The sequence below is a fragment of the Streptomyces sp. NPDC051064 genome (assembly GCF_044455985.1).
Lineage (GTDB): Bacteria > Actinomycetota > Actinomycetes > Streptomycetales > Streptomycetaceae > Streptomyces.
Window position 1 is genome coordinate 1110543 of the sequence record NZ_JBITFK010000001.1, and the last position, 23738, is coordinate 1134280.

Genomic DNA, 23738 nt, shown 5'->3' on the forward strand with positions numbered 1-23738 from the left:
ACGTACAAGGAGCACCCGCGTGCCCAGATCCAGACCTCTCACCTCCCGCGCCCGGCGCCGCCCGGCGCTGCTCGCCGCCAGTGGGCTCAGCGCCCTGGTGACCGTCCTGCCGACGGCCGTCACCGCCGACGCGGTCGCCCCGGCCGCCCTCTCGGCGACGGGGCTGCGCACCCAGCACCTCTCCCAGGCGCTCGGGATCGACGACACGACGCCGTCGCTGAGCTGGCGCACCACCGCCCGCGCCCGGTCGACCGTCCAGTCCGCCTACCGGATCCAGGCGGCCACGTCCCTGGACAAGCTGCGGCGGGGGCGGGCGGACCTGTGGGACTCCGGCAAGGTGGAGTCCGCCGTGCCGGAGGCGACGTACGCCGGTGAGAAGCTCGGGTCCCGTACCCGTGTCCACTGGCGGGTGATGCTCTGGTCCGGCGGTTCCGGGCGGGACTCGGGCTGGAGCGAGGCGGCCGTCTTCGAGACGGGCCTGACGCAGCCGCGGGACTGGGACGGCGCCGACTGGATCACCCACCAGGACTGGGCGCTGAGCGGGCGCACCGTCGCCCCGGTGGTCGTCAAGGTGGAGCGCACGACCGCGCGTTACGTCCGGCTGGACGTGACGAAGCTCGGTCTGCCGCTCGCCGACGCCTTCCCGGAGCGTACGTGGCGCGTACAGCTCGGTGAGATCGACGTACGGGACTCGACGACGGGCACCTCCGGGCTGGCGAAGGGCTCGGCGGTCACCGCCTCCGAGACGAACACACTCCGCAAGACCTGGGAACCGGCCCTGGCCGTGGACGGGCTGCCCAACAGCGCCCTGCAGACGGCCGCCGGGTACGCGAGCGCCGCGCACACCGGTCCCGATGTCTCCGGGCAGCCCGTCGTGCTCACCCTGGACATGAAGTCCGCGAAGACGTTCGACGAGGTGGCCCTGTATCCGCGCGCCGACGTGCTGACCGAGGACGGCGAGGTGCCGAACTTCCCGGTCGACTACACCGTCTCCGCGTCGGACGCCCCGGACTCGGGCTTCACCCGGATCGCCGGGGTCACCGGGCAGCGCCCGCCGAAGCCCTACCTGCCGGCCGGACTGCCCGTGTTCGCGAAGGACTTCGCGCTGGAGCAGAAGGTGCGCAGCGCCAGGCTGTACGTGTCCGGCCTCGGCGTCCACGAGACGACGCTCAACGGCGAACCGGTCGGTGACGCGGTGCTCGAACCGGCGAACACCGACTACCGGGACCGGGTGCAGTACGCCACGTACGACGTGACGAAGCAGCTCGGCAAGGGGGCCAACACGCTCGCGGTGGCCCTCGGGAACGGCATGGCGAACGTGGTCTCCACCGCCGACCGCTACCGCAAGCTGTACGGCAACATCAGCGACCCGAAGCTGATCGCCCGGCTGGAGATCACCCTGGCCGACGGTTCGGTGCGCACGGTCCGCAGCGGCGACGACTGGCGCACCGCGCTCGGCGCGACGACGTCGTCCAACTGGTACGGCGGCGAGGACTACGACGCGCGCCGCGAGATCCCGCACCGGGACGAGCCGCGCGGGTCACGCGTGGGCTGGGAGCGCGCCGAGGAAGTGGCGGCCCCCGGTACCCCGGAGCGGCCCGCCGTCCTCAGCGCGCGGGAGACCGAGCCGGTCCGGGTCGTCGAGACCCTGGAGGGCCAGGAGGTCGAGGGCGCGGCGGGGAGCCGGGTCTTCGACCTGGGCCGGAACATCGCGGGCTGGCCCGAGATCACGGTGCGGGCGCCGAAGGGCACCGCGGTGCGCATCTACCCCTCGGAGTCGCTGAAGGACGGCCGTGCCTTCCAGTCGATCAGCAATGTGGGCGGCCCCCTGTGGGACAGCTACACGACGGGCGGTGCCACGTCGGAGACCTGGCACCCGTCCTTCAGCTACCACGGCTTCCGCTACCTGGAGTTGCGAGGCCTGCCCGAGGGCGCCACCGTCTCGGTGCGGGGGAAGGTCCTCCGTGCGGACAACGCCTCGGCCGGGGACTTCACCAGCTCCGACGAGCTGATCAACGGCATCCACTCGATCATCCGGCGGTCGATCGAGGGCAACATGATGAGCGTCCTCACCGACTGCCCCAGCCGGGAGAAGCTCGGCTGGCTGGAGCAGAACCAGCTCGTCTTCCCGGCCCTGGCCGGCAACTACGACATGCAGGCCTACCTGCGCAAGATCATGCGCGACATGAGCGACGCGCAGACCGAGGACGGCCTGGTCCCGAGCACGGTCCCGGAGTACACGAACCTGCCCGGCAGTTACCGCAACGACTCCAACTGGGGCGGCGCGGTGGTTCTCGTCCCGTGGCAGATGTACACGACGTACGGCGACAAGGACACGCTGTCCGCGTACTACCCGCAGATGAAGGCCTACGCCGCGTTCCTGGAGGGGCAGGTGAAGGACGGCATCCTCGACTACGGCCTGGGCGACTGGTTCACCCCTGACCGCACGTTTCCGCGCGCGGTGGCCGGGACGTACGGCTACTGGCGGGTCGTCGACGCGCTCAGCCGGATCTCCGGCGTCCTGGGCGACGAGGAGGCGGCGGCGCGGTACCGGGTGAAGGCGGACGCGAGCGCGAAGGCGGTCTCCGACGCGTACTACGACCCGGCGTCCGGCACGCTCGGCGGCGGCGGGCAGGGCGCCGAGGCGCTGGCCCTGGACATGCGGGCCTACCCGGCGGGCGAGCGGGAGCGGCTGCTGGGACACCTGGTGGGCAGCATCGAGGCGGCGGGCGACCACCTGCTGCTGGGTGAGATCTCGCTCCCGGCCGTCTTCCGGGTGCTGTCGGAGTCGGGCCGTGACGACGTGGTGCACCGGATCGCCACGCAGACGACGAGTCCGAGCTACGGCTACCAGGTACGGGCGGGCAACACCACGCTCGGCGAGAGCTGGGACGGCGGCCCCGGGCAGTCGCAGAACCACTTCATGCTGGGCGCCGTCGACTCCTGGTTCACCGGCCGGGTGGCGGGCATCCAGCAGGCCGAGGGCTCGGTGGGCTACCGCAGGCTGCTGGTGGATCCGGCGGTCGTGGGCGATCTCACCTCCGCGTCGGGGTCCTACACGACGCCGTACGGCAGGGCGGCGACGTCCTGGCAGCGGGACGGCGAGCGCTACCGGCTGCGGGTGACCGTGCCGGCGGGTTCGACGGCCGAGGTCCATGTCCCGGTCAGCTCCGGACGCCCCCGCGCCACGGCCGGAGCACGGCTGCTGCGCACGGGGAACGGCGAGGCGGTGTACGAAGTGGGCTCGGGCGACTGGACGTTCACGACGGCGTACACGGGCGCGGCCACCGGGTCCTGACCGGTCACCGCACCCCCTCCGCGCGGGGACGCCCTCCGGAACACCGGGGGGCGTCCTATCCTTTTCCTTTCCGGAGCGGTCCAGGGGCGGGGGTGCGGTCATGCGGGTCCGGCTGATCGAGGGCGGAAGCCTTCCCGCGTACGCCGACGGGATCCGGCGGTTGTACGCCGAGGTCTTCTCGGCGCCGCCGTGGAGCCACCGACGGGGCGGGGCCCTGGAGGTCGACGAGCTGGCCGTCGCCCCACAAGCGCGCGGCACCGCACTTGTAAGTGGAGCGATGCACGACCGTTACGTGAATCGATTCAAGGCCCCGGAAGATAGTGGCCCGCCCCGAACACTGTCAAGGGCGCCCACCCATTCCCCCCATTCAGGTCGCACATCGCCCCTCTTCCTGGAACTTCCCGCCATCAACCCATTGACGGCGCCCGCAATCCCCGTTTAGCTTCCGAGCAACCTCATTGAAACCTTTCACGGCGGTGGAGCGGCACAGTCCCTCCGCTGAGGAGCTCCCATGAACCAGTCCGCCCCGGACCCGGCCCCGGTCCTGGCCCTGAAGGGCGTGAGCAAGTCCTTCGGTGCCGTACGGGCCTTGCAGGGCGTGTCCCTGCAGTTGTTCCCCGGCGAGGCCCACGCACTCGCGGGTGAGAACGGCGCCGGCAAGTCGACGCTGATCAAGGCCCTCGCCGGGGTGCACCGCCCGGACAGCGGCGAGGTGCTCCTCGACGGCGAGCCCGTCGTCTTCCACGGCCCGGCGGACGCCCGTGACGCCGGCATCGCCGTCATCTACCAGGAGCCGACGCTCTTCCCCGATCTGTCCATCGCCGAGAACATCTTCATGGGCCGTCAGCCCCGGCGCTCCTTGGGCCGGATCGACCGAAGGGCCGTGCACGAGACGACCGCCGGGCTGATGCGGAGGCTCGGGGTCGACCTGGCACCGGACCGGCCGGCGCGCGGACTGTCGATCGCCGACCAGCAGATCGTCGAGATCGCCAAGGCGCTCTCCTTCGACGCCCGCGTCCTGATCATGGACGAACCGACGGCCGCCCTGACCGGGAGCGAGACCGCCAGGCTCTTCTCCGTCGTCCGTACGCTGCGCTCCGAGGGCGCGGCGGTGCTGTTCATCTCGCATCGCCTGGAAGAGATCTTCGAACTGTGCCAGCGCGTCACGACCCTGCGCGACGGCCGGTGGATCTCCTCCGAGCCGCTGGAAGGGCTCACCGAGGACGACCTGGTGCGCAGGATGGTCGGCCGTGACCTCGACGACCTCTACCCCAAGCAGGACGCCGAGGTCGGCGAAGTCGCCCTGTCGGTGCACCGGCTGACCCGCGAGGGCGTCTTCCGCGATGTGTCCTTCGACGTACGCCGCGGCGAGATCGTCGCGCTGGCCGGCCTCGTCGGCGCCGGGCGCACGGAGGTCGCCCAGGCCGTCTTCGGTGTCGACCGCGCCGACGCGGGCGAGGTGAAGGTGGCCGGCACGGTGCTGCGCCCCGGTTCCCCGACCGCCGCCATGGACGCCGGGCTCGCTCTCGTACCCGAGGACCGGCGCCAGCGCGGACTGGTCATGGATATGTCGATCGAGCGGAACATCGGCCTCACCGGCCTGGGCGAGGTCCGCAAGCGCGGGCTCGTCAGCCGGGCCCTGGAGCACGACCGGGCCGCCGACTGGGCGGTGCGTCTCCAGCTCAAGTACAACCGGCTGGCCGACACCGTGGGCGTGCTCTCCGGCGGCAACCAGCAGAAGGTCGTGCTGGCCAAGTGGCTGGCGACCGGTCCCGCCGTGCTGATCGTCGACGAGCCGACCCGCGGGATCGACGTCGGCACCAAGGCGGAGGTCCACCGGCTGCTCTCCGCGCTCGCTGCCGACGGCCTCGCCGTACTGATGGTCTCCTCCGACCTTCCCGAGGTCATCGGCATGGCGGACCGGGTGCTCGTGATGCACGAGGGCCGGCTCGTCGCCGAGATCCCGCGCGAGAGCGCCACCGAGGAGTCGGTCATGGCCGCGGCCACCGGACGCAACGAGAGGGCAGCGGCATGACCACCACCATCGAGAGCCCCCCGGACACCGCGAAGGCGCCGGAGCGGAGTGCCTCCTCGCTCGTGGACGCGGTCTTCCGGGCGCGGGAGATCTCCATCGCCGGGGCGCTGGTCCTGCTGGTCCTCGGCACCTACCTGGCCAACCCACGCTTCCTGTCCGACCAGGGCATCAAGGACCTGCTGCTCAACGCGTCGATCCTGGTGCTGCTCGCGGTCGGCCAGTCCGCCGTCGTGATCACCCGCAACATCGACCTTTCCGTCGGTTCCGTCGTCGGCCTGTCCGCCTTCGCCTGCGGCAAGTTCGTCGCGGGCAGCGACCACGGCGTGCTGACCGTGATGCTGCTCGGCATCGCCATCGGTGTGGTCTGCGGCCTGGTCTCCGGCACCCTCGTCAGCTTCGGCAAGGTACCGGCGCTCGTCGTGACCCTGGGGATGCTCTACATCATCCAGGGCATCGACTACTGGTGGGCGCAGGGCGAGCAGATCAGCGCGTCCGACGTGCCGGAGGCGATCCTGGGCCTCGGCAGCGGCAGCGTGCTGGGCATCCCGTACCTGCCGCTGATCGCGGTCGTGCTGCTCGCGGCGACGGCGTACTTCCTGCGCGGCTACCGCTCCGGACGGGAGCTGTACGCGATCGGGTCGAGCCCCGAGGCCGCCCGGCTCGCCGGGATCCCGATCCGCCGCCGGGTGCTCGCCGCGTACGCCTTCTCCGGGGCCGTCGCCGGCTTCGCGGGCGCCCTGTGGCTGGCCCGTTTCGGCACCGTCGTCGCGGACAACGCGCACGGCTGGGAGCTGACCGTCGTCAGCGCCGTCGTCGTCGGCGGTGTCGCCATCACCGGCGGCACCGGCACCGTCTGGGGCGCCGCCCTCGGCGCCCTGCTGCTCACCACCATCGGCAGCGTCCTGGTCGTGCTGAAGGTGGACTCCTTCTGGCAGGGCGCCATCACCGGTGCGCTCCTCCTGCTGGCCATCAGCGTCGACCGGATCGTGAACCTGCGGATGACCGCCGCCCTGAGGAAGAGGAACGCCCGCCATGACCACGGCGCCTGACACCAAGCCGGCCCCCACGCCGCGGGCCGCGACGAAACCCTCTCCCCTGCGCGCCCTGGCGCTGCGCTGGGACACCGCGGTCGGTGTCCTGCTGGTCGCCGTCCTCGTCGTCGGGCTCGGGTCCACGGAGGGCTTCGGTTCGAGCGAGAACCTCGCGTTCGCCTTCAACGACATCGCCGAAGTCGCCATCATCGCGCTGCCGATGACCCTCCTGGTCGTCGCCGGGCAGGTCGACCTGTCGGTGGCCTCCATGCTGGGCCTGGGCAGCGCGCTGACCGGCGCGCTGTGGGAAGCGGGCTGGGCCTTCGAGATGATCGTGCCGGTGGTGCTGCTGGTCGGCGTCGCCGGAGGCCTCCTCAACGGCTGGCTGGTCACCAAGGTGGGTCTGCCCTCCCTGGCCGTCACCATCGGCACCCTGGCGCTCTACCGGGGTCTGGCCTCGGTGGCGCTCGGCAGCGACGCGGTGACGGACTTCCCGCAGGTCTACGCGGACTGGGCGGTCGACACCACGACCGTCCCCGGCACCTTCCTCACCTATCCGGTGCTGCTCTTCGTCGTCCTGGCCGCGGTCACCGCGGTGGTACTGCACGCCACCGGGTTCGGCCGCTCGCTCTTCGCGATCGGCGCCCAGGAGGAGGCCGCGTACTTCGCCGGCATCCGGGTCAAGCGGATCAAGCTGCTGCTCTTCGTGGTGACCGGGCTGTTCTCGGCCTTCGCGGGTGTCGTCTTCACCCTCCGCTACGGAAGTGCCCGCGCGGACAACGGACTCGGCTTCGAGATGCTCGTCATCGCGTCCGTCCTGCTCGGCGGAATCGACTTCGACGGCGGAAAGGGCACACTCTTCGGCGCGGTCGCCGGTGTCCTGCTGATCGGCCTGCTGAAGAACCTGCTCACGCTCAACGACATCGCCAACGAGGTGCAGGTCATCGTGACCGGGCTGCTGCTCGTGGCGTCCGTGCTGACCCCACGGATCATCGCGACGGTCGTCGAACGCCGGCACAGGCGGGCCGCGAACGCCCCCGCACCCCAGTCGTCCTAACGCCCCTCCCCCGTACCTCTCCGAAAGGCACACGCCGCCATGATGCTCCGCAATGCCGCTGGGCGCCGCGCCGTCGCGACCGCAGCCACCGCCGTCTCCCTGGCCCTCGCCCTCACCGCCTGTTCCGGCACCACGAAGGACAGCAAGGAGAGCGGGAGCGCGAAGGCGGGCAGCTCCGCGAAGGCCGACCCGGACGCGCCGCTGAAGAAGGGCCTGAAGCTCGGCTTCCTGCCCAAGCAGATCAACAACCCGTACGAGAAGATCGTCGACGAGGCGGGTATCGCGGCGGCGAAGGAGTACGGCGGCACGGGCAAGGAGGTCGGCCCGTCCGACGCGAACGCCTCCTCGCAGGTCTCCTACATCAACACCCTGATCCAGCAGCGCCAGGACGCGATCCTCATCGCGGCGAACGACCCGAACGCGGTCTGCGGCCCGCTCAAGCAGGCCATGAAGAAGGACATCAAGGTCGTCGCCTACGACTCGGACACGGCGAAGGACTGCCGCCAGCTCTTCATCAACCAGGCCAGCTCGGAGGAGATCGGCCGCAGCCTGGTCCAGCACCTCGGCGAGCAGATCGGCTACAAGGGCAAGGTCGCGATCCTGTCGGCGACCCAGAACGCGACGAACCAGAACACCTGGATCGAGTTCATGAAGGAGGAGCTGAAGCTCCCGAAGTACAAGGGCATGGAGCTGGTCAAGGTCGCGTACGGCGACGACGCGGACCAGAAGTCCTTCCAGCAGACGCAGGGCCTCATGCAGGCCTACCCGGACCTCAAGGGAATCATCTCCCCCACGACGGTCGGCATCGCCGCCGCGGCGCGCTACCTGAGCGACTCCTCGTACAAGGGCAAGGTCGTGCTCAACGGGCTCGGCACGCCGAACCAGATGCGCAAGTACGTCAAGGACGGCACCGTCGAGCAGTTCTCGCTCTGGAACCCGGAGGAGCTCGGCTACCTCGGCTCGTACGCGGCCGCGGCGCTCGCGTCGGGCCAGATCACCGGTGCGGAGGGCGAGAAGTTCAAGGCGGGCAAGCTCGGCGAGTACACCGTCGGCAAGGACGGCGAAGTCATTCTCGGCGAGCCGACCGTGTTCGACTCCAAGAACATCGACACGTTCGACTTCTGACCGGAGGGGCCGACTCCATGCAGCGCGTCTGCTTTCTGCTGAAGGTCCGTGAGGACCGCAAGGACGAGTACCGCGAGCGCCATGCCGCGGTGTGGCCGGACATGCTCGCCGCGCTGTCGGAGGCGGGCTGGCACAACTACTCGCTCTTCCTGCGCGAGGACGGCCTGCTGGTCGGCTATCTGGAGACGGAGGACTTCGACGCGGCCCGGGAAGCGATGGCCGCGACGGAGGTCAACGCCCGGTGGCAGCGGGAGATGGGCAAGTTCTTCGAACAGTCGGAGGCCGCCGACGAGGCCATGGTCCCGCTGACCGAGGTGTTCCACCTCGCCTGACCGGCGTCCGCCCCGGCTGTCCGTGACAGCCGGGGCGGACGTACGTGGACCTGGCCCCACCGGCGGTGCACGCGGGTGATGTTCAGGTCGCGGCCCTGCGGGATGTCCACGGACATCACCGTGCCGAGGTTCGGTTCGGTGCGTCGGTGCGGCCCTCCCAGCGCCGGGCCCTGGCGGCCGTGTCAGCCGAGTTCGCCTTCGCCCTCGTCGCCCGGCGGCTCGTCACCGCCGCTGTTCCTGATCCGGTCGGCCTGCTCGATCGCCGTCGCGAGCTTCTCCACCGAGCTGTCCTCGGTGGAGGACGCCAGCTTCCGCGCACGGCCGGCGAGTTCGCCGAGCGTGGGCGCCCCCTGGAGGTCACCGCCGCGCAGGGTGTCCGCGAAGTAGGCGGCCACCGCGGTCACCTGGAGCCGGGCGCCGGCGTCGTCCCAGAGCCTTCCGTCGATCGCGCCGGTCCCGACCGACCCGGTCTCCTCGTGCGCCTCGCGTGTCTTCGGGTCCAGCCAGCGCACCGTCGCCGTCGCCACATGGCCGGAGGCGCCCTCACGGAGCCGCACGGCGTAGAGCGCGGTCACCGTGTGGCCGGGGCCCACCTCGCCGCCGTCGACGCTGTCGTCCCGGAAGTCCTCGTCGGCGACCTTACGGTTCTCGTAGCCGATGAGCTCGAACTGCTTGACCGTCTTACGGTCGAACGCCACCTGGGCCTTGGCGTCGCGGGCCCGGAGCTCGACGTGGGCGGGCAGCTGGTCGACGAAGACCTTCCTGGCCTGCGTCTCGTCGGCGATGTAGGTGGTGTTGCCGTCGCCCTTGTTGGTGAGGCGTTCCATCAGCTCGTCGCCGTAGTCGCTGCCGACACCGACGCCGAAGAGGGTGATGCCGTACTCCTTGCGTGCGTCCCCGATGCGTTCCAGGATCGCGTCGGCGTCCGTCTCACCGGTGTTGGCGAGGGCGTCGGAGAGCAGGACGACGCGGTTGTTGGCGCCCTTGCGGTGGCCTTCGACCGCTTCCTCGTAGCCGCGCCGCACGCCGGCCGCCACGTTCGTGGAGTCGGCTGGTTCCATCGCGGCGATGGCGTCGCGGAGCTTGGTGCGGTTGCCCTGGAGGCGGGTCATCGGCAGCCTGGTCTCGGCCTCGTCGCTGAAGGTGACCAGGGAGACGGAGTCGTCGTCGCGCAGTTCGTCGGCGAGGATGCCCAGTGAGGTCTTCGCGAGGTCGAGGCGGCCCGGTTCGGACATCGATCCGGAGATGTCGACGACGAAGGTCAGCGCGGCGGGCGGGCGTTCGCCCGAGTCCTGGGCGGTCTTCGTCGCCAGCCCGATCCGTACGAGCGACCAGTCGGCGGCGTCGGTCCTGGCACCGTCGACGTTCACCGAGAAGCCGTTTCCGTCCGGCCTCTCGTACCCCTGGCGGAAGCTGTTGACGAACTCCTCCGGGCGCACCGTGCCGGCCGCCGGGAGCTGTCCGTCGCCCAGGGTGCGGCGCGCGTATCCGTAGCTGGCGGTGTCCACGTCGAGGGCGAAGGTCGACAGGTAGTCGGGCGCCACGCTCTCTCGTGCCGCACCGTCCTCCGCCCGACCCGCCCCGTCCTCATCCTGCCCCGGCACGGCGGACGGAGCGGCGGGGGGCTGTTTGCCCCCGGCCGGTCCGCCGCTGCCGGCGAGGCCGCGGTCGGCGGTGGCGGAGTCGTTGCCCGTGCCCGGCCCGCCGCAGCCGGTCACCAGGATCCCGCCCGCCAGGAGCAGTGCGAGTGCTCCCGTGTACGTCCTTGCCCTGCGGTCCATCCGTACCCCCCACGTCGTAGACATTCGTCAATGTGACGTGCGAGGCGGCCGGGCGGAGTCGTCAGAAGCGTTGCGGAACCGTCTCGATGGCGCAACGGCGGGTGCCGACGTGGCGGAACATCAAGGTCAGGACACGATGTCCTTACGGCTGAACCCGCGGAAGGCGAAGGCGAACAGGATCAGGGCATAGGTGACCGATACGGCCGCGCCCTTGACCATCCCGCCCCATGCGAGATCGGGCTGGAGCGCGTCGGCCCAGGCGAACTGCCAGTGGGCGGGCAGGAACTCACGCCAGGTACCGAGCGCGGTGACGGCGTCCAGGACATTGCCGACGATGGTCAGCCCGACGGCGCCGCCCACCGCGCCGAGCGGTGCGTCCGTCCTCGTCGACAGCCAGAACGCCAGCCCGGCGGTGACGAGCTGGGAGACGAAGATGAAGGCGACGACGAGCGCGAGGCGCGGCACGGTGTCCGATGTGGCGAGCGCGCCCCCGGTGGGCAGCTTCAGCGGCCCCCAGCCGTACGCCGCTGCTCCCGCGCCGAGGGCGACGAGCGGCAGCAGCACCATCGCGGCGAGGCTGAAGCCGAGCGCCACGACGAGCTTGCTCCACAGCAGCCTGGCCCGGGGAACGGGGGCCGCGAGCAGGTAGCGCAGCGAGGACCAGCTGGCCTCGGAGGCGACCGTGTCACCGCAGAACAGTGCGACCGGCACCACGAGCAGGAAGCCGGCGGAGACGAAGAGGCAGGTCGCCGCGAAGTTCGCGGCGGACTCCGTCGCCACGTCCATGAGGTTGATCCGCGAACCGCCACCTCCGCCGCCGCCCTCGCCGCCGCCGGGGGTGCCGCCGACCGCGAAGGCGATGATCAGGACGAACGGCAGTGCTGCCAGCACCCCGAACATGAGCAGGGTGCGCCGCCTGCGCAACTGCCTCATCGCCTCCACGCGCAACGGCAGGGTGCGGCGGGCGTGGTAGCCGGGGGCTTCGGCGAGTGCCTGGATCTCAGTTGCGGAGCTCATGCGGATCCTTGGGAGATGAGGGTGAGGAACGCGTCCTCCAGGCGGCGGTGCGGCCCGACACCCGTCACCGGCACGTCGAGACGGACCAGTTCGGCGACCAGCTGCGCGGCCGTGGCACCGTCGAGGCGGACCAGCAGGCCGTGGCCGTCGTCGAGGCGGACGGCGGAGCCGATGCCCGGCAGGGCGGCCACCTTGTCCACGAGCGGTTCGGCCACCTCGGCGCCCGTGGTGACGAGCAGCATGTCGCCGGAGCCGGTGATCTCGGCGACCGGACCGGCCTGGACGAGCTGACCCCGGTCCATGACCACCAGGTGGGTGCAGGACTGTTCCACCTCGGAGAGGAGGTGGCTGGAGACGATCACGGTCCGGCCCCCGGCCGCGTACCGGATCATCACGTCCCGCATCTCGCGGATCTGGGGCGGGTCGAGACCGTTGGTCGGTTCGTCGAGGATGAGGAGGTCCGGCATGCCGAGCATGGCCTGGGCGATCGCGAGCCGCTGCCGCATGCCCTGGGAGTACGTCCGCACGGCGCGGGCCAGGGCGTCGCCGAGCCCGGCGATCTCCAGGGCCTCGTCGATGTGGGCGTCCTCGGCGGGCCGCCCGGTGGCCTGCCAGTACAGCTCCAGGTTGGAGCGGCCGGACAGATGCGGGAGGAAGCCGGCGCCTTCCACGAAGGAGCCGACGCGGGACAGCACGGGCGCCCCGGGACGGATCGCGTGCCCGAAGACGCGGATCTCACCGGCGTCGGGAGTGATGAGCCCCATCAGCATGCGCAGGGTGGTGGTCTTGCCCGCGCCGTTCGGTCCGAGGAGGCCGAGCACCTGCCCCTTCTCGACGCGGAAGCCGAGGTCACGCACGGCGTACCGGTCGGTGGACCTGGCGTACTTCTTGGAGAGCCCGGTGATCTGCAGCGGGACTCCGGTCAGCGCCGGGTCGGGGGCGGGGGCCGCGGTACGCCGGCGTGCGGTGAGCAGGACGGCGGCGGCGATGACGAGCCCGGCCGCCGGGAGCCCCCAGGTCCACCAGGGCAGCGTGGCCGCGGCGGTCTTCACGGCGGGTGCCGTGGGGACGGTCAGGGGCCCGTCGAGGGAGACGGTGTACGTCGCGGGCTCGGCGGGAGAGGCGTAGGCGAGGTCGGTCGCGGAGAGGACGAGGCGGAGGCTGTGCCCGGCCTCGACCTCGTGGTCGACGGCGGGCAGGGTCAGCTCGACCGGCTTGCCCTGCTCCTCGGGGGTGATCCGGTAGGGGGAGACGAGCTGGGAGGGCAGGACCTGCTGTTTCCCGTCCGGCGAGACGTCGTAGACCTTGCCGAACAGCACGGCGTCGCCGTGGTCCGCCTTCACGTTCACGCGGACGGTCGGCGATCCGGTGACGTGTACGGCGCTGCCCAGCGGGGCGGAGTCGAAGCGGGCGTACTGCCCGGGGAAGTCGAGGGAGAACCCGACGCCGAGCGAGGACAGCTGGGAGAGCCCGCCTCCGACGCCGGGGACGGCGGAGATGGAGGGCGGGTTGGCGCCGGCGGGGTTGCGGAAGGTCTGCGTGAGGCCGCCGGCAGCGGGCTGCTGCTCCTTGCCTCCACCACGCGCTCCCGCCAGGGTGATCTTCCGCCCGCCGCTGTTCAGGCCGGGGTACGTGTCGCTGCTCGCGCCGCGCTTCAGGGCGGCACCGTCGGTGGAGTCGACGCCGCCGGTCCGGGTCACGCGGAACCCGGGGCCGGTGTCGGCGCCCTCGTCCTTCTTCAGGTACCGGTCGAACCAGTCGCCGACCCGGCCCTCGACGCGGTCGCCCTCGTCGTCCCCTCCGTCGTGTCCGCCCGCGATCCAGTCGACGGAGACGGGTGCGCCGTTGGCCTTGATGGCCCCGGCCATGGCATCGGCCTGGCCGAGCGGGAACAGCGAGTCGCTCTGGCCCTGGAGGATGAGCGCGGGCACGTCGATCCGGTCGGCCACGGCCTCGGGGGAACGTTCCGTCAGGAGTTCGCGCGCGGCGGCGTCCGGTTTGCCGCTGACGGCGACCCGCTCGTACATCTCGCACAGCTGCTTCTGGAACTTCTGGCAGCCGCCGCCGGAGCTGACGAAGATCCCGGCCCAGAGTTTCTTGAAGACCCCGTCCGGGAAGAGCGCGTCGGCGAGGTTCCAGTAGCTGATCACCGGTGCGATGGCGTCGACCCGGTCGTCGTACCCGGCGGCCAGCAGCGACACGGCACCACCGTACGAAGCGCCGGTGACACCGACGCGTGGGTCCCCCTTCGCGTCGAGCTGCACCTCGGGCCGGCCGGCCAGCCAGTCGATGAGACCGGACACGTCCTTGACCTCGCCGTCGGGGGCGTTGAGCGTGATCTCCCCGCTCGTCCTCCCGAATCCGCGGGCGGACCACGTCATGACGGCGTACCCGTCGGCGGCCAGCTTCTCGGCCTGGGCGCGCACATCGTTCTTGCTGCCGCCGAAGCCGTGCCCGATGAGGACGGCGGGCCGGGGCCGCGTGCCCCCGGACGTGAAGTACGACGTGTCGACCGACACCCCGTTCATCTTCATCATCCGGTCCTGCCGGTGCACGGTCGGGGGGCTGTCGTCGGCGACGGCGGTCCAGGTACCGGCCCCCACGAGCACGGCGAGGGCGGCGACCACCGCGGCCCACCGGCCTGGGGTACGGGGCAGCCGGTGCCGCCACCGGGAAGTCGGTTTCTCCATGACTCGACCCTAAACGGAGCGTGCGGTGCGCCAGGATGCCCCCAGGGGGAGCTCCCCGGCCTCCCTGAGAGGTACGGCACACCCCGCCCGTACTCCGCATGCGGTACACCACACGCACGAAAGCCCCATAAGTGAACATCCGCCCAGCCACCACCACCGCCGAGCTCCTCGCCGCCGCGCATCTCCACGCCGCCGAGCCCCGCCCCGAGTGGGCTGCCCGCTTCCTGGCGGCGGAGGGGGACGGGGTTCGCCATGCTGACCTGGGAGTTCGACGGGACGGACGCTCTCGGCCGGCCCTGAGCACGGGCGCCCACCCCTGACGAACGTCGCATACGGCCCCTGCCGTTCGGCCCGGGTGCCCGGCCCCCTGCCGCTCGTACGTTCGGCGTCATGACGAACCCACATTCCCCGGCCGCCCGCCTGCTCGGCGCGGCGGCCCTTCTGGCGCCGGCCGGCGGTGCCGTCGCGCTCCTGTCACCGGGCGGTTTCGGCCGGGCCGAGCCGACCGAGGTGACCCAGGGTGTCTCCGTGTCCGTGTACCGGTCGTTGACGGCGGCGGTCGCGGACGCGCCCGACCGGCTCGCTCATCTCCTGGAGCCGGTCACCGAGCTCACCCTGGTCGCCCTGGGCCTCCTGCTGCTCCTGCTCGGCTGGACGGCCGTACGCCGCAGGGACTCGCGCCTGGCTGCCGGAACCGTCCTGACCGGCGCCGGGACCGTCGTGGCGTACGCCGTCAGCGAGGCGCTGAAACTGGTGGTCGACGAGGAACGCCCCTGCCGGGCCGTGCCCGGGGCCGAGGCGGTGGCCGCGTGTCCGGAGGCCGGCGACTGGTCGTTCCCCAGCAATCACGCCACGCTGGCCGCCGCACTGGCGACGGGGCTCGCACTCCGGCGGCCCCGTCTGGCCGCCGTGACCGTGCCGTTGGCGGTGGCGGCGGCGCTGCTGCGTGTCCTGACAGGAGTCCACTACCCGCACGACGTACTGGCCGGCTCGCTGCTGGGCGCGGCCGTGGTGGCCGCGCTCCTGCTCCTCGCGCAACAGCCGGTGGAGCGCGCCGCGTCAGTCGTTCTCCGTCGGGTGCGCGGGCACGACACCCGCCTCATGGGCCACGACGGCGGCGGCGGCCCGGTTCTCCACCCCGAGGCGGGACAGGACGGAGCTCACATGTGCCTTGACGGTCCCCTCCACCACATGGAGCCGCCGGGCGATCTGCCCGTTGGACAGTCCGCTGCCGAGGAAAGACAGCACCTCGCGTTCCCTGGGGGTCAGCCCGGCGACCTTCTCCCGGGCGGCGACCCTGCGCCCGGCCCGGGCACCGGCTCCGCCGGAGGCGAGGTGCGCGACCACGCGCGCGGCGACCTTCGGTGACAGATAGGCGGCGCCGTCGGCCACCGCCCTCACGCCTGCCAGGAGTTCCTCGGGCTCGCCCGACTTGATCAGGAAGCCGGCGGCCCCGCAGCCGAGCGCCCGGAGGATGTAGTCGTCCTCACCGAACGTCGTGAGCATGATGACGCCCGTGGCGGGAACGGTCCGGCTGATCTCCGCCGCGGCGTCGATGCCGTCGGTCCTCGGCATCCGTACGTCGAGCACGGCCACGTCGGGACGGTGCAGCCGCACGAGCTCCACCGCCTCGTGTCCGTCGCCCGCCTCGGCGACGATCTCGATGTCCGGGTCGGTGGACAGCACGGCCCGGACACCGGCCCGGATCATCGGCTCGTCGTCGGCGATCAGCACCCTGGTCATCGCGCGCTCACCCGGCCAGGGCATCGAGCGAGACCAGCGTGTCGTCGCGGAAACAGAGCCGGTAGGCGTCCCCGGAGCGGCTGTCGAAGCGGTCGGCCGTCATCGCGTAGTACTCGCACGTCACTCCTCGTCCCTCGGGCCGCTGGCCACCGGAGGGCCGGTGGACCGACTGGCGGTCCGGCAGCACCCGCCGCACCTCCGCACGATCCTGCCCCACCCGGAGCCGGGCGTAGTCCCCCGGATCGAGGGTCGACCGTGCCGCCGCCACCATGTCCCACCCCATCACCGCCGCGCCCAGCACCGCGCCCGCGCCCAGCGGGACCAGGAGCGCGGTGGCCAGGGTGCGGCCCGCACGCCGCCGTGCCCTGCGGAACTCCGCCGGCGCCCCGTCCGCGGACCGGCCGGCCCGGTCCGGAGCGGGACGGTCCTGCACACGGGCCGGAGGGCGGTGCGGCAACCGGGCGGACACGGCGAAGCCGTCGCCCCGGGGCCCGTGTTCGAAGGTGCCGCCGGCGAGCCTGACCCGCTCGTCGAGCCCGATGAGCCCGCGGCCCCCCGAGCCGGGCGGCCGCCCGGCCGGGGTCTTCGCGGCACCGTTGACGACGACCACCTCGGTCTCGGTCTCCGTGTGCCTGACCTGGACGGTCGCCGCAGCGCGGGGCGCGTGCCTGGCCACATTGGTCAGCGCTTCCTGCACGACCCGGTGCACGGCCCGTGCGACGACGGGAGGAAGCCCGTCCGCCTCCCCCTCCACCCGCAGTTCGACCCTCAGCCCGGACTCGGCCGCATCGCCGACCAGTTCGGTCAGCTCCCGCCCGTGCGGCCGCAGCGGGGTCCCGTCCGTGTCCTCGCTCAGGACGCCGATCACTCCGCCCAGGCGCTCGACCGCCGTGGCCGCCCGTGCCCTGATGTCCTTGGCGGCCCGCCGCTGCTGGTCGTCGAGCCCGGGTGCGAGCTGGAGAGCGCCTGCCGACAGGGCGATCAGGCTGAGGTCGTGGCCGAGCACGTCGTGCATGTCCTGCGCGATGCGGGCCCGCTCCGCCAGCCGTGCCTGTCCGGCGACAAGCTGCCGCTCCCGCTCGAGCCGTTCGGCCCGCTCCCAGCCGGCCCGGGCCAGCTCCTGGTACTGCCGCCAGAACCGCCCCGCGAACCAGGGCAGCAGGACGCCCAGAACCATCACCCCGACGAACCGGGTACCGAGCGCGAGCAGGGGCGGCACCAGCGAGGCGGCCACCACCCCGGCGGCGAGCACGGCGGCCAGCGAGCAGAGCACCGCTCCGGTACGCCCGGGGCCGCGCCCCGCCACGAACGCGGCGACCACGGTCGGCGCGGCCCACCAGGGACTCACCAGGCTCAGCCCCCCGAACACGGCCACCGTCGCAGGCACCAGGACAGCAGCCGCACGTTCCCCGCTCACGTTCCCGCGCGGAGTCAGGTTCAGGTTCACCGGCCCGACGGTACGGAATCCGGGGCCTGTCCGGCACTGCCGAAAGTCATGGTCGTGGCGGGGAAGCCGGAGCCACCGGACGGGGCGCCCTGAGATCGAGCGGCGTCTCCACGGGCAGCAGGGCGGCGGCCCGCTCCCGCTCCCCCGCCCGGACCGCCGCGTGCACCTCGCGGGCCAGGGGTGTGACATCGCGTACGGAGACGGTCCACTCGTCGGCGTACCGCCGGGCGGCCTCCCCCGAGAGCCCGAGTTGCAGCGAGCGGTACGGGAGCGGGTTCAGGGCCAGATCGCGCTCGGGGTCCCACTGGACCCGCGCGGGAGCGGACCGCAGCGCCCGCTTCCACGCGCCCTGGTCCTCGTGCACATCCCTTACGTAGTGCGAGAGTTCGGCGTTCTCCAGCGCCCAGGCGAAGCCGTCGCGGGTGATCTCGACGGCGAGCACGGTCTCCTGGCCCTCCTTCGTGCCCCAGCCGCAGCGGTACATCATCCAGAGGAAGCTCGGCTTGATCCAGGTCATGCGGTCGCGCTTCCAGGCCGGCGGGAAGCGCCCGTCGCGGGCGGCGGGCAGTCCGATGGCCGGCCGGTAGGCCTGGTACACGGTGACGGTGGAGTCGGTGTGCTGCGCGCGGATCTCGTAACGGGGCGGGTGTGTCCGGTCGTTCATACGTCCCAGGATGCGGGCCCCGGCGCGCCACAGCACCTGGTTTTCGCTGTGCGGTACGGCCCGCCTCGAACATGAGTTACCTGCCCGGCCGATCCGGCCCACCCGCACCGTCTGAGCTTCCGGTGACTCCTACGGGCACCGCCCGCACCGTCGGCCAGCGGTCGAGGACGGCGCGGCGCAGGTCTCCCGCGAGAGACCCGAGATGCCGCAGGTCGCCGTGGTCCGTGGTCATGTCGGCGACCACCCCGAGCCGGTGGGCGAGGCGTTGGCGGGCGGTCGCCGTGCCCCAGGTCCAGTCCTCGTCCGGGACGCGGGCCAGGTGGTCGGTGGTGCCTCGGTGCGCCCGCTGGACCAGGGCGTCGCCCCGGATCAGCCACCCCGCGCAGGCGTCGGCGAGGCCTGCTTCCGGCAGCGCGGTGCCGGTCTCGGCGTGCCAGGCCGTGCGGTAGGCGGCCTCCGCCCCCTCCAGCAGGGGGCCGGACGCCCTCGTGACGCACCAGCAGGTCGGGAATCCGATGCGTAGGTAGGCGAGTTCCATCAGGCCGCTGCCCAGGGACGCCTGCTCGAAGTCGATGAACCTGACCCCGTCCGGGGTGTGCAGGTCGTTGCCGGGGCACGGGTCGCCGTGGAGGAGCGCGGTCCCCTCCGCCCGGCCGAGGCGCTCCACGAGGGCGTGGAGTTCGTCCCGTACTCCTGGCGGCCCGACGGCCCCGAGGGTCTCGGCCAGGGTGAGGAACGACGTGACGTCGGCGCGGGTCGGGCCCTGCCAGCGGGGCAGAGTGTCCGCGTCGCCGATGCCGGCGGTGGCGTGCAGCCTGGCGAGGGCGGTCGCGTAGGGGACGATCCAGTCGGCGGCGGGACGGCGGTCGGCGACGTGTTCGAGGACGAGGACCCGCTCGGCCGGATCCGTGCCCAGGAGCGCGGGCACGACCGGGGTGCCTGACGCACGGCCGCCGATGCGCAGGGCGGCCACCTCGCGGGCGTACCGCTCGTCGGCTTCGGGGCCCGCCACCAGCTGCTTCAGCACCGCCGGGCGTCCGGACAGCTCGATGCGCCAGACCCGTGAACGCGGGCTGCTCTCCAGGGCGGACGGGTGCGCGGGCGGGCCCAGACGGTTCCTCAGGGTCTCGCCGAACGGAAGCTGCGACGCCGTCACCATGCGGTCAGTCTTCCAGTCGGCGAGCGCCCGCGTCCGCCGTGTCAGTGATTGCGGGGGAAGCCGAGGTCGACGCCCGCCGGGGCGTCGGCCGGGTCGGGCCACCTGGTGGTGACGACCTTGCCCCGGGTGTAGAAGTGCACGCCGTCGTTGCCGTAGATGTGGTGGTCGCCGAAGAGGGAGTCCTTCCAGCCGCCGAAGGAGTGGTAGCCGACGGGCACCGGGATCGGGACGTTGACGCCGACCATGCCGGCCTCGATCTCCAGCTGGAAGCGGCGGGCCGCCCCGCCGTCGCGGGTGAAGATCGCGGTGCCGTTGCCGAAGGGCGAGGCGTTCATGAGGGCGACGCCGTCCTCGTACGTCTCGACGCGCAGGACGCACAGGACGGGGCCGAAGATCTCGTCGCGGTAGGCGTCGGAGTCCGTGGAGACGTTGTCCAGGAGGGACAGGCCGATCCAGTGGCCGTCCTCGAAGCCCTCGACCGTGTGGCCGGTGCCGTCGAGGACCACGTCGGCGCCCTGCGCGGCGGCGCCGGTGACGTAGGAGGCGACCTTGTCGCGGTGGGCGGCGGTGATCAGCGGGCCCATCTCGGAGGCGGGGTCCGTGCCGGGGCCGATGGTGATCTTCTCGGCGCGCTCGCGGATCTTCGCGACCAGCTCGTCCGCGACGGAGTTCACGGCGACGACCGCGGAGATGGCCATGCAGCGCTCGCCCGCCGAGCCGTACGCCGCCGAGACGGCGGCGTCGGCCGCGGCGTCCAGGTCGGCGTCCGGAAGGACCAGCATGTGGTTCTTCGCGCCGCCGAGGGCCTGGACGCGCTTGCCGTTGGCGGAGGCGGTGGCGTGGATGTACCGGGCGATGGGGGTGGAGCCGACGAAGGAGACGGCGGCGACGTCGGGGTGGGCGAGGAGCCCGTCCACGGCGACCTTGTCACCGTGCAGGACGTTCAGCACGCCGTCGGGCAGGCCCGCCTCCGCGGCGAGCTCCGCCAGCAGGTTGGCGGCCGACGGGTCCTTCTCGCTGGGCTTGAGGACGAAGGTGTTCCCGCACGCGATCGCCAGCGGGAACATCCACATCGGCACCATGGCCGGGAAGTTGAACGGGGTGATGCCCGCGACGACACCGAGCGGCTGCCGGATCGAGGAGACGTCGACCCGGCTGGAGACCTGGGTCGACAGCTCGCCCTTGAGCTGGGTGGTGATGCCGCAGGCCAGCTCGACGATCTCCAGGCCCCGGGCGACCTCACCCAGCGCGTCGGAGTGCACCTTGCCGTGCTCGGCGGTGATCAGCGCGGCGATCTCGTCGCGGTGGGAGTCCAGCAGGGCGCGGTAGCGGAAGAGGACGGCGGTACGGGCCGAGAGCGAGGAGGTGCCCCATGTCTCGTACGCGGTCCTCGCCGCGGACACCGCGGCGTCGACCTCCTCGGTGGAGGCGAGCGCCACCTGGGTCGTGACGGCGCCGGTCGCCGGGTCGGTGACCGGACCGTAATTGCCCGACGTGCCCTCGACGGTCTTGCCACCGATCCAGTGGTTGACGGTCTTCATGACGGGGTCTCCTTCACAGGTGGCGGCGTCGGGCTGCGATCTGCCGGTCGTACTCTTTCCTGGCCTCGACCGCCGACGGGCGGGTCGCGGTTTCGGCTACGGGAACATCCCACCACGCCTGTGCCGGGGGAGGCCCCGACACTGTGTCTGCCGTTTCGGTCTCGACGTAGACACAAGTGGGACGGTCCGCGCCGCGCGCCTCGGCGAGGGCCCGGCGCAGCTCCCCCACCGATCCGGCGCGCAGCACGTGCATGCCCAGCGAGGCCGCGTTGGCGGCGAGGTCGACGGGCAGCGGGGTGCCGGTGAACGCCCCGTCCTCGGTGCGGTGCCGGTAGGCGGTGCCGAAGCGTTCTGCGCCCACGGACTCGGAGAGGCCGCCGATGGACGCGTATCCGTGGTTCTGCAGGATGACGAGCTTGACCGGCAGGCCCTCCTGCACGGCGGTGACGATCTCGGTGGGGTTCATCAGATACGTGCCGTCGCCGACGAGCGCCCAGACGGGCCGGCCGGGCGCCGCGAGCTGGACGCCGAGGGCGGCGGGGATCTCGTATCCCATGCAGGAGTAGCCGTATTCGACGTGGTATTGGTGCGGGGAACGGGCCCGCCACAGCTTGTGGAGGTCGCCGGGGAGGGAGCCCGCCGCGTTGATCAGGATGTCGTCCTCGGTGACCAGCTCGTCCAGCAGCCCGAGGACCTGGGCCTGGGTGGGGCGGGCGCCCGGGTCACCGGTGGCGAAGGCCGCGTCGACGCGCTGCTCCCAGCGGTCCTTGGCGTCGGTGTACTCGCTCTCGTAGGCGGGGTCGACGCGGTGTCCGCGTGCGCCGAGGGCCTCGCCGAGGGCTTCGATCGCGGTGCGGGCGTCACCGACGAGAGGGAGGGCGGCGAGCTTGTGGGCGTCGAAGCCGGTGACGTTGAGGTTGAGGAAGCGGACGGCCGGGTCGGCGAAGAGGGTGCCGGACGCGGTCGTGAAGTCGGTGTAGCGGGTGCCGATCCCGATCACCAGGTCGGCCTCGCGGGCCAGCGCGTCCGCCGTGGCGGTGCCGGTGTGGCCGATGCCGCCCACATCTGCGGGGTGGTCGTGGCGCAGGGATCCCTTGCCGGCCTGGGTGGAGGCGACGGGGATGCGGGTGGCGGCGGCGAACGCGGCGAGGGTCTCCTCGGCGGCGCTGTGGTGGACGCCGCCGCCCGCGACGATCAGGGGGCGCCGTGCGGCGCGCACCGCCCGGACGGCCTGTGCGAGTTCGTACGGGTCGGGGGCGGGCCTGCGTACGTTCCAGACGCGCGTCGCGAAGAACTCCGCCGGCCAGTCGTACGCCTCGGCCTGGACGTCCTGCGGCAGCGCGAGGGTGACGGCGCCGGTGTCCGCCGGGTCGGCGAGGGTACGCATCGCCTGGAGGGCGGCCGGGATCAGGGCCTCGGGTCGGCTGATCCGGTCGAAGTAGCGGGAGACGGGGCGCAGGCAGTCGTTGACCGACACGTCGCCGGTGTGGGGCACTTCGAGCTGCTGGAGCACGGGGTCGGCGGGTCGGGTCGCGAAGGTGTCGCCGGGCAGGAGCAGCACGGGCAGGTGGTTGACGGTGGCGAGCGCGGCACCGGTGACGAGGTTGGTGGCGCCGGGGCCGATGGAGGTGGTGACGGCGTGGGCGGAGAGCCGGCCCGACTGGCGGGCGTATCCGACGGCGGCGTGCACCATGGCCTGTTCGCTGCGGCCCTGGAGATACGGCATCGCCGGGCCGGCCTCGACGAGTGCCTGTCCGACGCCCGCGACGTTGCCGTGGCCGAAGATGCCCCAGGTGGCGTTGATCAGGCGGTGGCGCCGGCCGTCGCGCTCGGTGTACTGGCGGGCGAGGAAGGCGACGAGGGCCTGGGCGGTGGTGAGCCTGCGGGTGGGCTTCGGAGCGGCTCGGGGCGTGCTGCGTGGTGTGGTCACCGGGCACCTCCCGTGCCGTGGAGCGGCAGCCTTGGGTCGACGGGCTGTGCGGGCCAGGTGTCGCGGATCCAGCGGTGGTCCGGGTGGTCGCGGATCAGCCACTCACGCTGCTCACCCGGGCCGGCCATCACGTTCAGGTAGTACAGGGTGCGGCCGGGCGGGGCGATGGACGGGCCGTGCCAGCCGTCGGGGATGAGGACGGCGTCACCCGTGGCGACCTCGGCGAGGACGTCCGTGCCTCCGGGGCGGGACGGCGACACCCGGTGGTAGCCGAGGCCGCCGCCCTCGACCTCGAAGTAGTAGATCTCCTCGAGCACCGACTCGCTGCCGGGGCGGTGCTCGTCGTGCTTGTGCGGGGGGTACGAGGACCAGTTCCCGCCGGGGGTGAGGACCTCGACGGCGATGAGCCGGTCGCAGTCGAAGGTGTCGGCGGCGGCGAAGTTGTTCACCTGGCGCGAGCAGGCGCCGGCGCCGCGGAGCTCGACCGGTACCTCCGGCGCGGGGCCGTAGCGAGCGGGGAGTCGTCGCTCGCACTTCGCTCCTGCCAGGGCGAAGCGGCCTCCTGCGCCGGAGGCGATCTGGGCGCGGGCGTCGCGTGGGACATAGGCGAAATCGGTCGCCGCGCTGAACACGTCTTTCCTGCCCAGCAGTTCAAAGATCTCACCTGCCGCCTGCACCGTACAGCCACCGGACAACGGCAGGATGATCCATTCGCTCTCCCCGGTTACCAGGGTATGAACACCTCCTGGTTCGAGCTCCAGGACGCGCAGACTCGACCGTTCCCACCCGGCGCGCTCCGGGTCGACGTCGAGGGCGTAGGGGCCGCGTGCGGCTCGGCCGGCCCTGAGGTGGTACCTCTGCTGCTCGTCGGTCGTCGTCATGGCTTCA

At 72.1% G+C, this 23738-nt stretch carries 16 protein-coding genes and 2 pseudogenes; 7 read left to right on the top strand and 11 right to left on the bottom strand.

Features of this window, described 5'->3' with window-relative positions; translation table 11 throughout:
- Window positions 1-19: 19 nt before the first annotated feature.
- From ACIBCU_RS05160 to ACIBCU_RS05185, 6 genes are all read left to right on the top strand, one after another.
- Complete coding sequence (locus ACIBCU_RS05160; protein ID WP_399229321.1) at window positions 20-3298, top strand: family 78 glycoside hydrolase catalytic domain; 3279 nt, start codon at window positions 20-22, stop codon at window positions 3296-3298.
- 511 nt (window positions 3299-3809) lie between these two features.
- Window positions 3810-5333, top strand: a complete 1524-nt coding sequence (locus ACIBCU_RS05165; protein ID WP_399229323.1) for a sugar ABC transporter ATP-binding protein — start codon at window positions 3810-3812, stop codon at window positions 5331-5333.
- Entirely contained in the window at window positions 5330-6382 is a 1053-nt protein-coding gene (locus ACIBCU_RS05170) for an ABC transporter permease (RefSeq protein ID WP_399229325.1), read from the top strand. The genes ACIBCU_RS05165 and ACIBCU_RS05170 overlap by 4 nt, the downstream gene beginning before the upstream one ends.
- Window positions 6366-7421, top strand: a complete 1056-nt coding sequence (locus ACIBCU_RS05175) for an ABC transporter permease (protein WP_362926618.1) — start codon at window positions 6366-6368, stop codon at window positions 7419-7421. Before ACIBCU_RS05170 ends, ACIBCU_RS05175 begins: the two co-directional genes overlap by 17 nt.
- 39 nt (window positions 7422-7460) lie before the next feature.
- The gene (gene rhaS / locus ACIBCU_RS05180; protein WP_399229328.1) at window positions 7461-8546 is read left to right on the top strand and encodes a rhamnose ABC transporter substrate-binding protein; all 1086 of its coding nucleotides are present in this window, start codon (window positions 7461-7463) and stop codon (window positions 8544-8546) included.
- 17 nt (window positions 8547-8563) lie between these two features.
- Complete coding sequence (locus ACIBCU_RS05185) at window positions 8564-8878, top strand: L-rhamnose mutarotase (RefSeq protein ID WP_362926622.1); 315 nt, start codon at window positions 8564-8566, stop codon at window positions 8876-8878.
- Between the two features lie 20 nt (window positions 8879-8898).
- On the opposite strand, the pseudogene ACIBCU_RS05190 reads toward ACIBCU_RS05185, so the two are convergent.
- The 4 genes and pseudogenes from ACIBCU_RS05190 to ACIBCU_RS05205 all read right to left on the bottom strand — a co-directional run.
- Window positions 8899-9038 (bottom strand): annotated as a pseudogene (locus tag ACIBCU_RS05190) (RNA-guided endonuclease TnpB family protein); the annotation flags it as partial.
- A 22-nt stretch (window positions 9039-9060) separates the two neighbouring features.
- Window positions 9061-10659 carry a von Willebrand factor type A domain-containing protein gene (locus tag ACIBCU_RS05195; protein WP_399229734.1) on the bottom strand — a complete coding sequence of 533 codons (1599 nt, stop codon included), beginning with the start codon at window positions 10657-10659 and terminating at the stop codon, window positions 9061-9063.
- Window positions 10660-10785: 126 nt separating this feature from the next.
- Window positions 10786-11676 (bottom strand): ABC transporter permease, encoded by an 891-nt coding sequence (locus ACIBCU_RS05200; RefSeq protein ID WP_362926624.1) that lies wholly within the window; start codon window positions 11674-11676, stop codon window positions 10786-10788.
- A complete protein-coding gene (locus ACIBCU_RS05205; protein WP_362926626.1) occupies window positions 11673-14366 on the bottom strand; it encodes an alpha/beta fold hydrolase in 2694 nt (897 codons plus the stop codon). Before ACIBCU_RS05205 ends, ACIBCU_RS05200 begins: the two co-directional genes overlap by 4 nt.
- A gap of 390 nt (window positions 14367-14756) precedes the next feature.
- Here ACIBCU_RS05205 and ACIBCU_RS05210 point away from each other — a divergent pair.
- A pseudogene (locus ACIBCU_RS05210) lies at window positions 14757-15344 on the top strand (phosphatase PAP2 family protein); the annotation flags it as partial.
- A gap of 81 nt (window positions 15345-15425) precedes the next feature.
- On the opposite strand, the gene ACIBCU_RS05215 reads toward ACIBCU_RS05210, so the two are convergent.
- The 7 genes from ACIBCU_RS05215 to iolB form a co-directional block, all read right to left on the bottom strand.
- The gene (locus tag ACIBCU_RS05215) at window positions 15426-16109 is read right to left on the bottom strand and encodes a response regulator (RefSeq protein ID WP_399229736.1); all 684 of its coding nucleotides are present in this window, start codon (window positions 16107-16109) and stop codon (window positions 15426-15428) included.
- Between the two features lie 7 nt (window positions 16110-16116).
- Entirely contained in the window at window positions 16117-17556 is a 1440-nt protein-coding gene (locus ACIBCU_RS05220; protein ID WP_399229332.1) for a sensor histidine kinase, read from the bottom strand.
- 46 nt (window positions 17557-17602) lie between these two features.
- Entirely contained in the window at window positions 17603-18220 is a 618-nt protein-coding gene (locus tag ACIBCU_RS05225) for a DUF4291 domain-containing protein (RefSeq protein ID WP_362926632.1), read from the bottom strand.
- Between the two features lie 76 nt (window positions 18221-18296).
- Complete coding sequence (locus ACIBCU_RS05230) at window positions 18297-19379, bottom strand: phosphotransferase family protein (RefSeq protein ID WP_399229335.1); 1083 nt, start codon at window positions 19377-19379, stop codon at window positions 18297-18299.
- A 41-nt stretch (window positions 19380-19420) separates the two neighbouring features.
- Window positions 19421-20920, bottom strand: coding sequence for a CoA-acylating methylmalonate-semialdehyde dehydrogenase (locus ACIBCU_RS05235; protein ID WP_362926635.1), 1500 nt, complete (start codon window positions 20918-20920; stop codon window positions 19421-19423).
- Window positions 20921-20933: 13 nt separating this feature from the next.
- Window positions 20934-22850 (bottom strand): 3D-(3,5/4)-trihydroxycyclohexane-1,2-dione acylhydrolase (decyclizing), encoded by a 1917-nt coding sequence (gene iolD / locus ACIBCU_RS05240; RefSeq protein ID WP_399229337.1) that lies wholly within the window; start codon window positions 22848-22850, stop codon window positions 20934-20936.
- Window positions 22847-23731: a 5-deoxy-glucuronate isomerase gene (gene iolB / locus ACIBCU_RS05245; RefSeq protein ID WP_399229339.1), complete on the bottom strand. Its 885-nt coding sequence runs from the start codon at window positions 23729-23731 to the stop codon at window positions 22847-22849. Before iolB ends, iolD begins: the two co-directional genes overlap by 4 nt.
- Window positions 23732-23738: the final 7 nt, after the last annotated feature.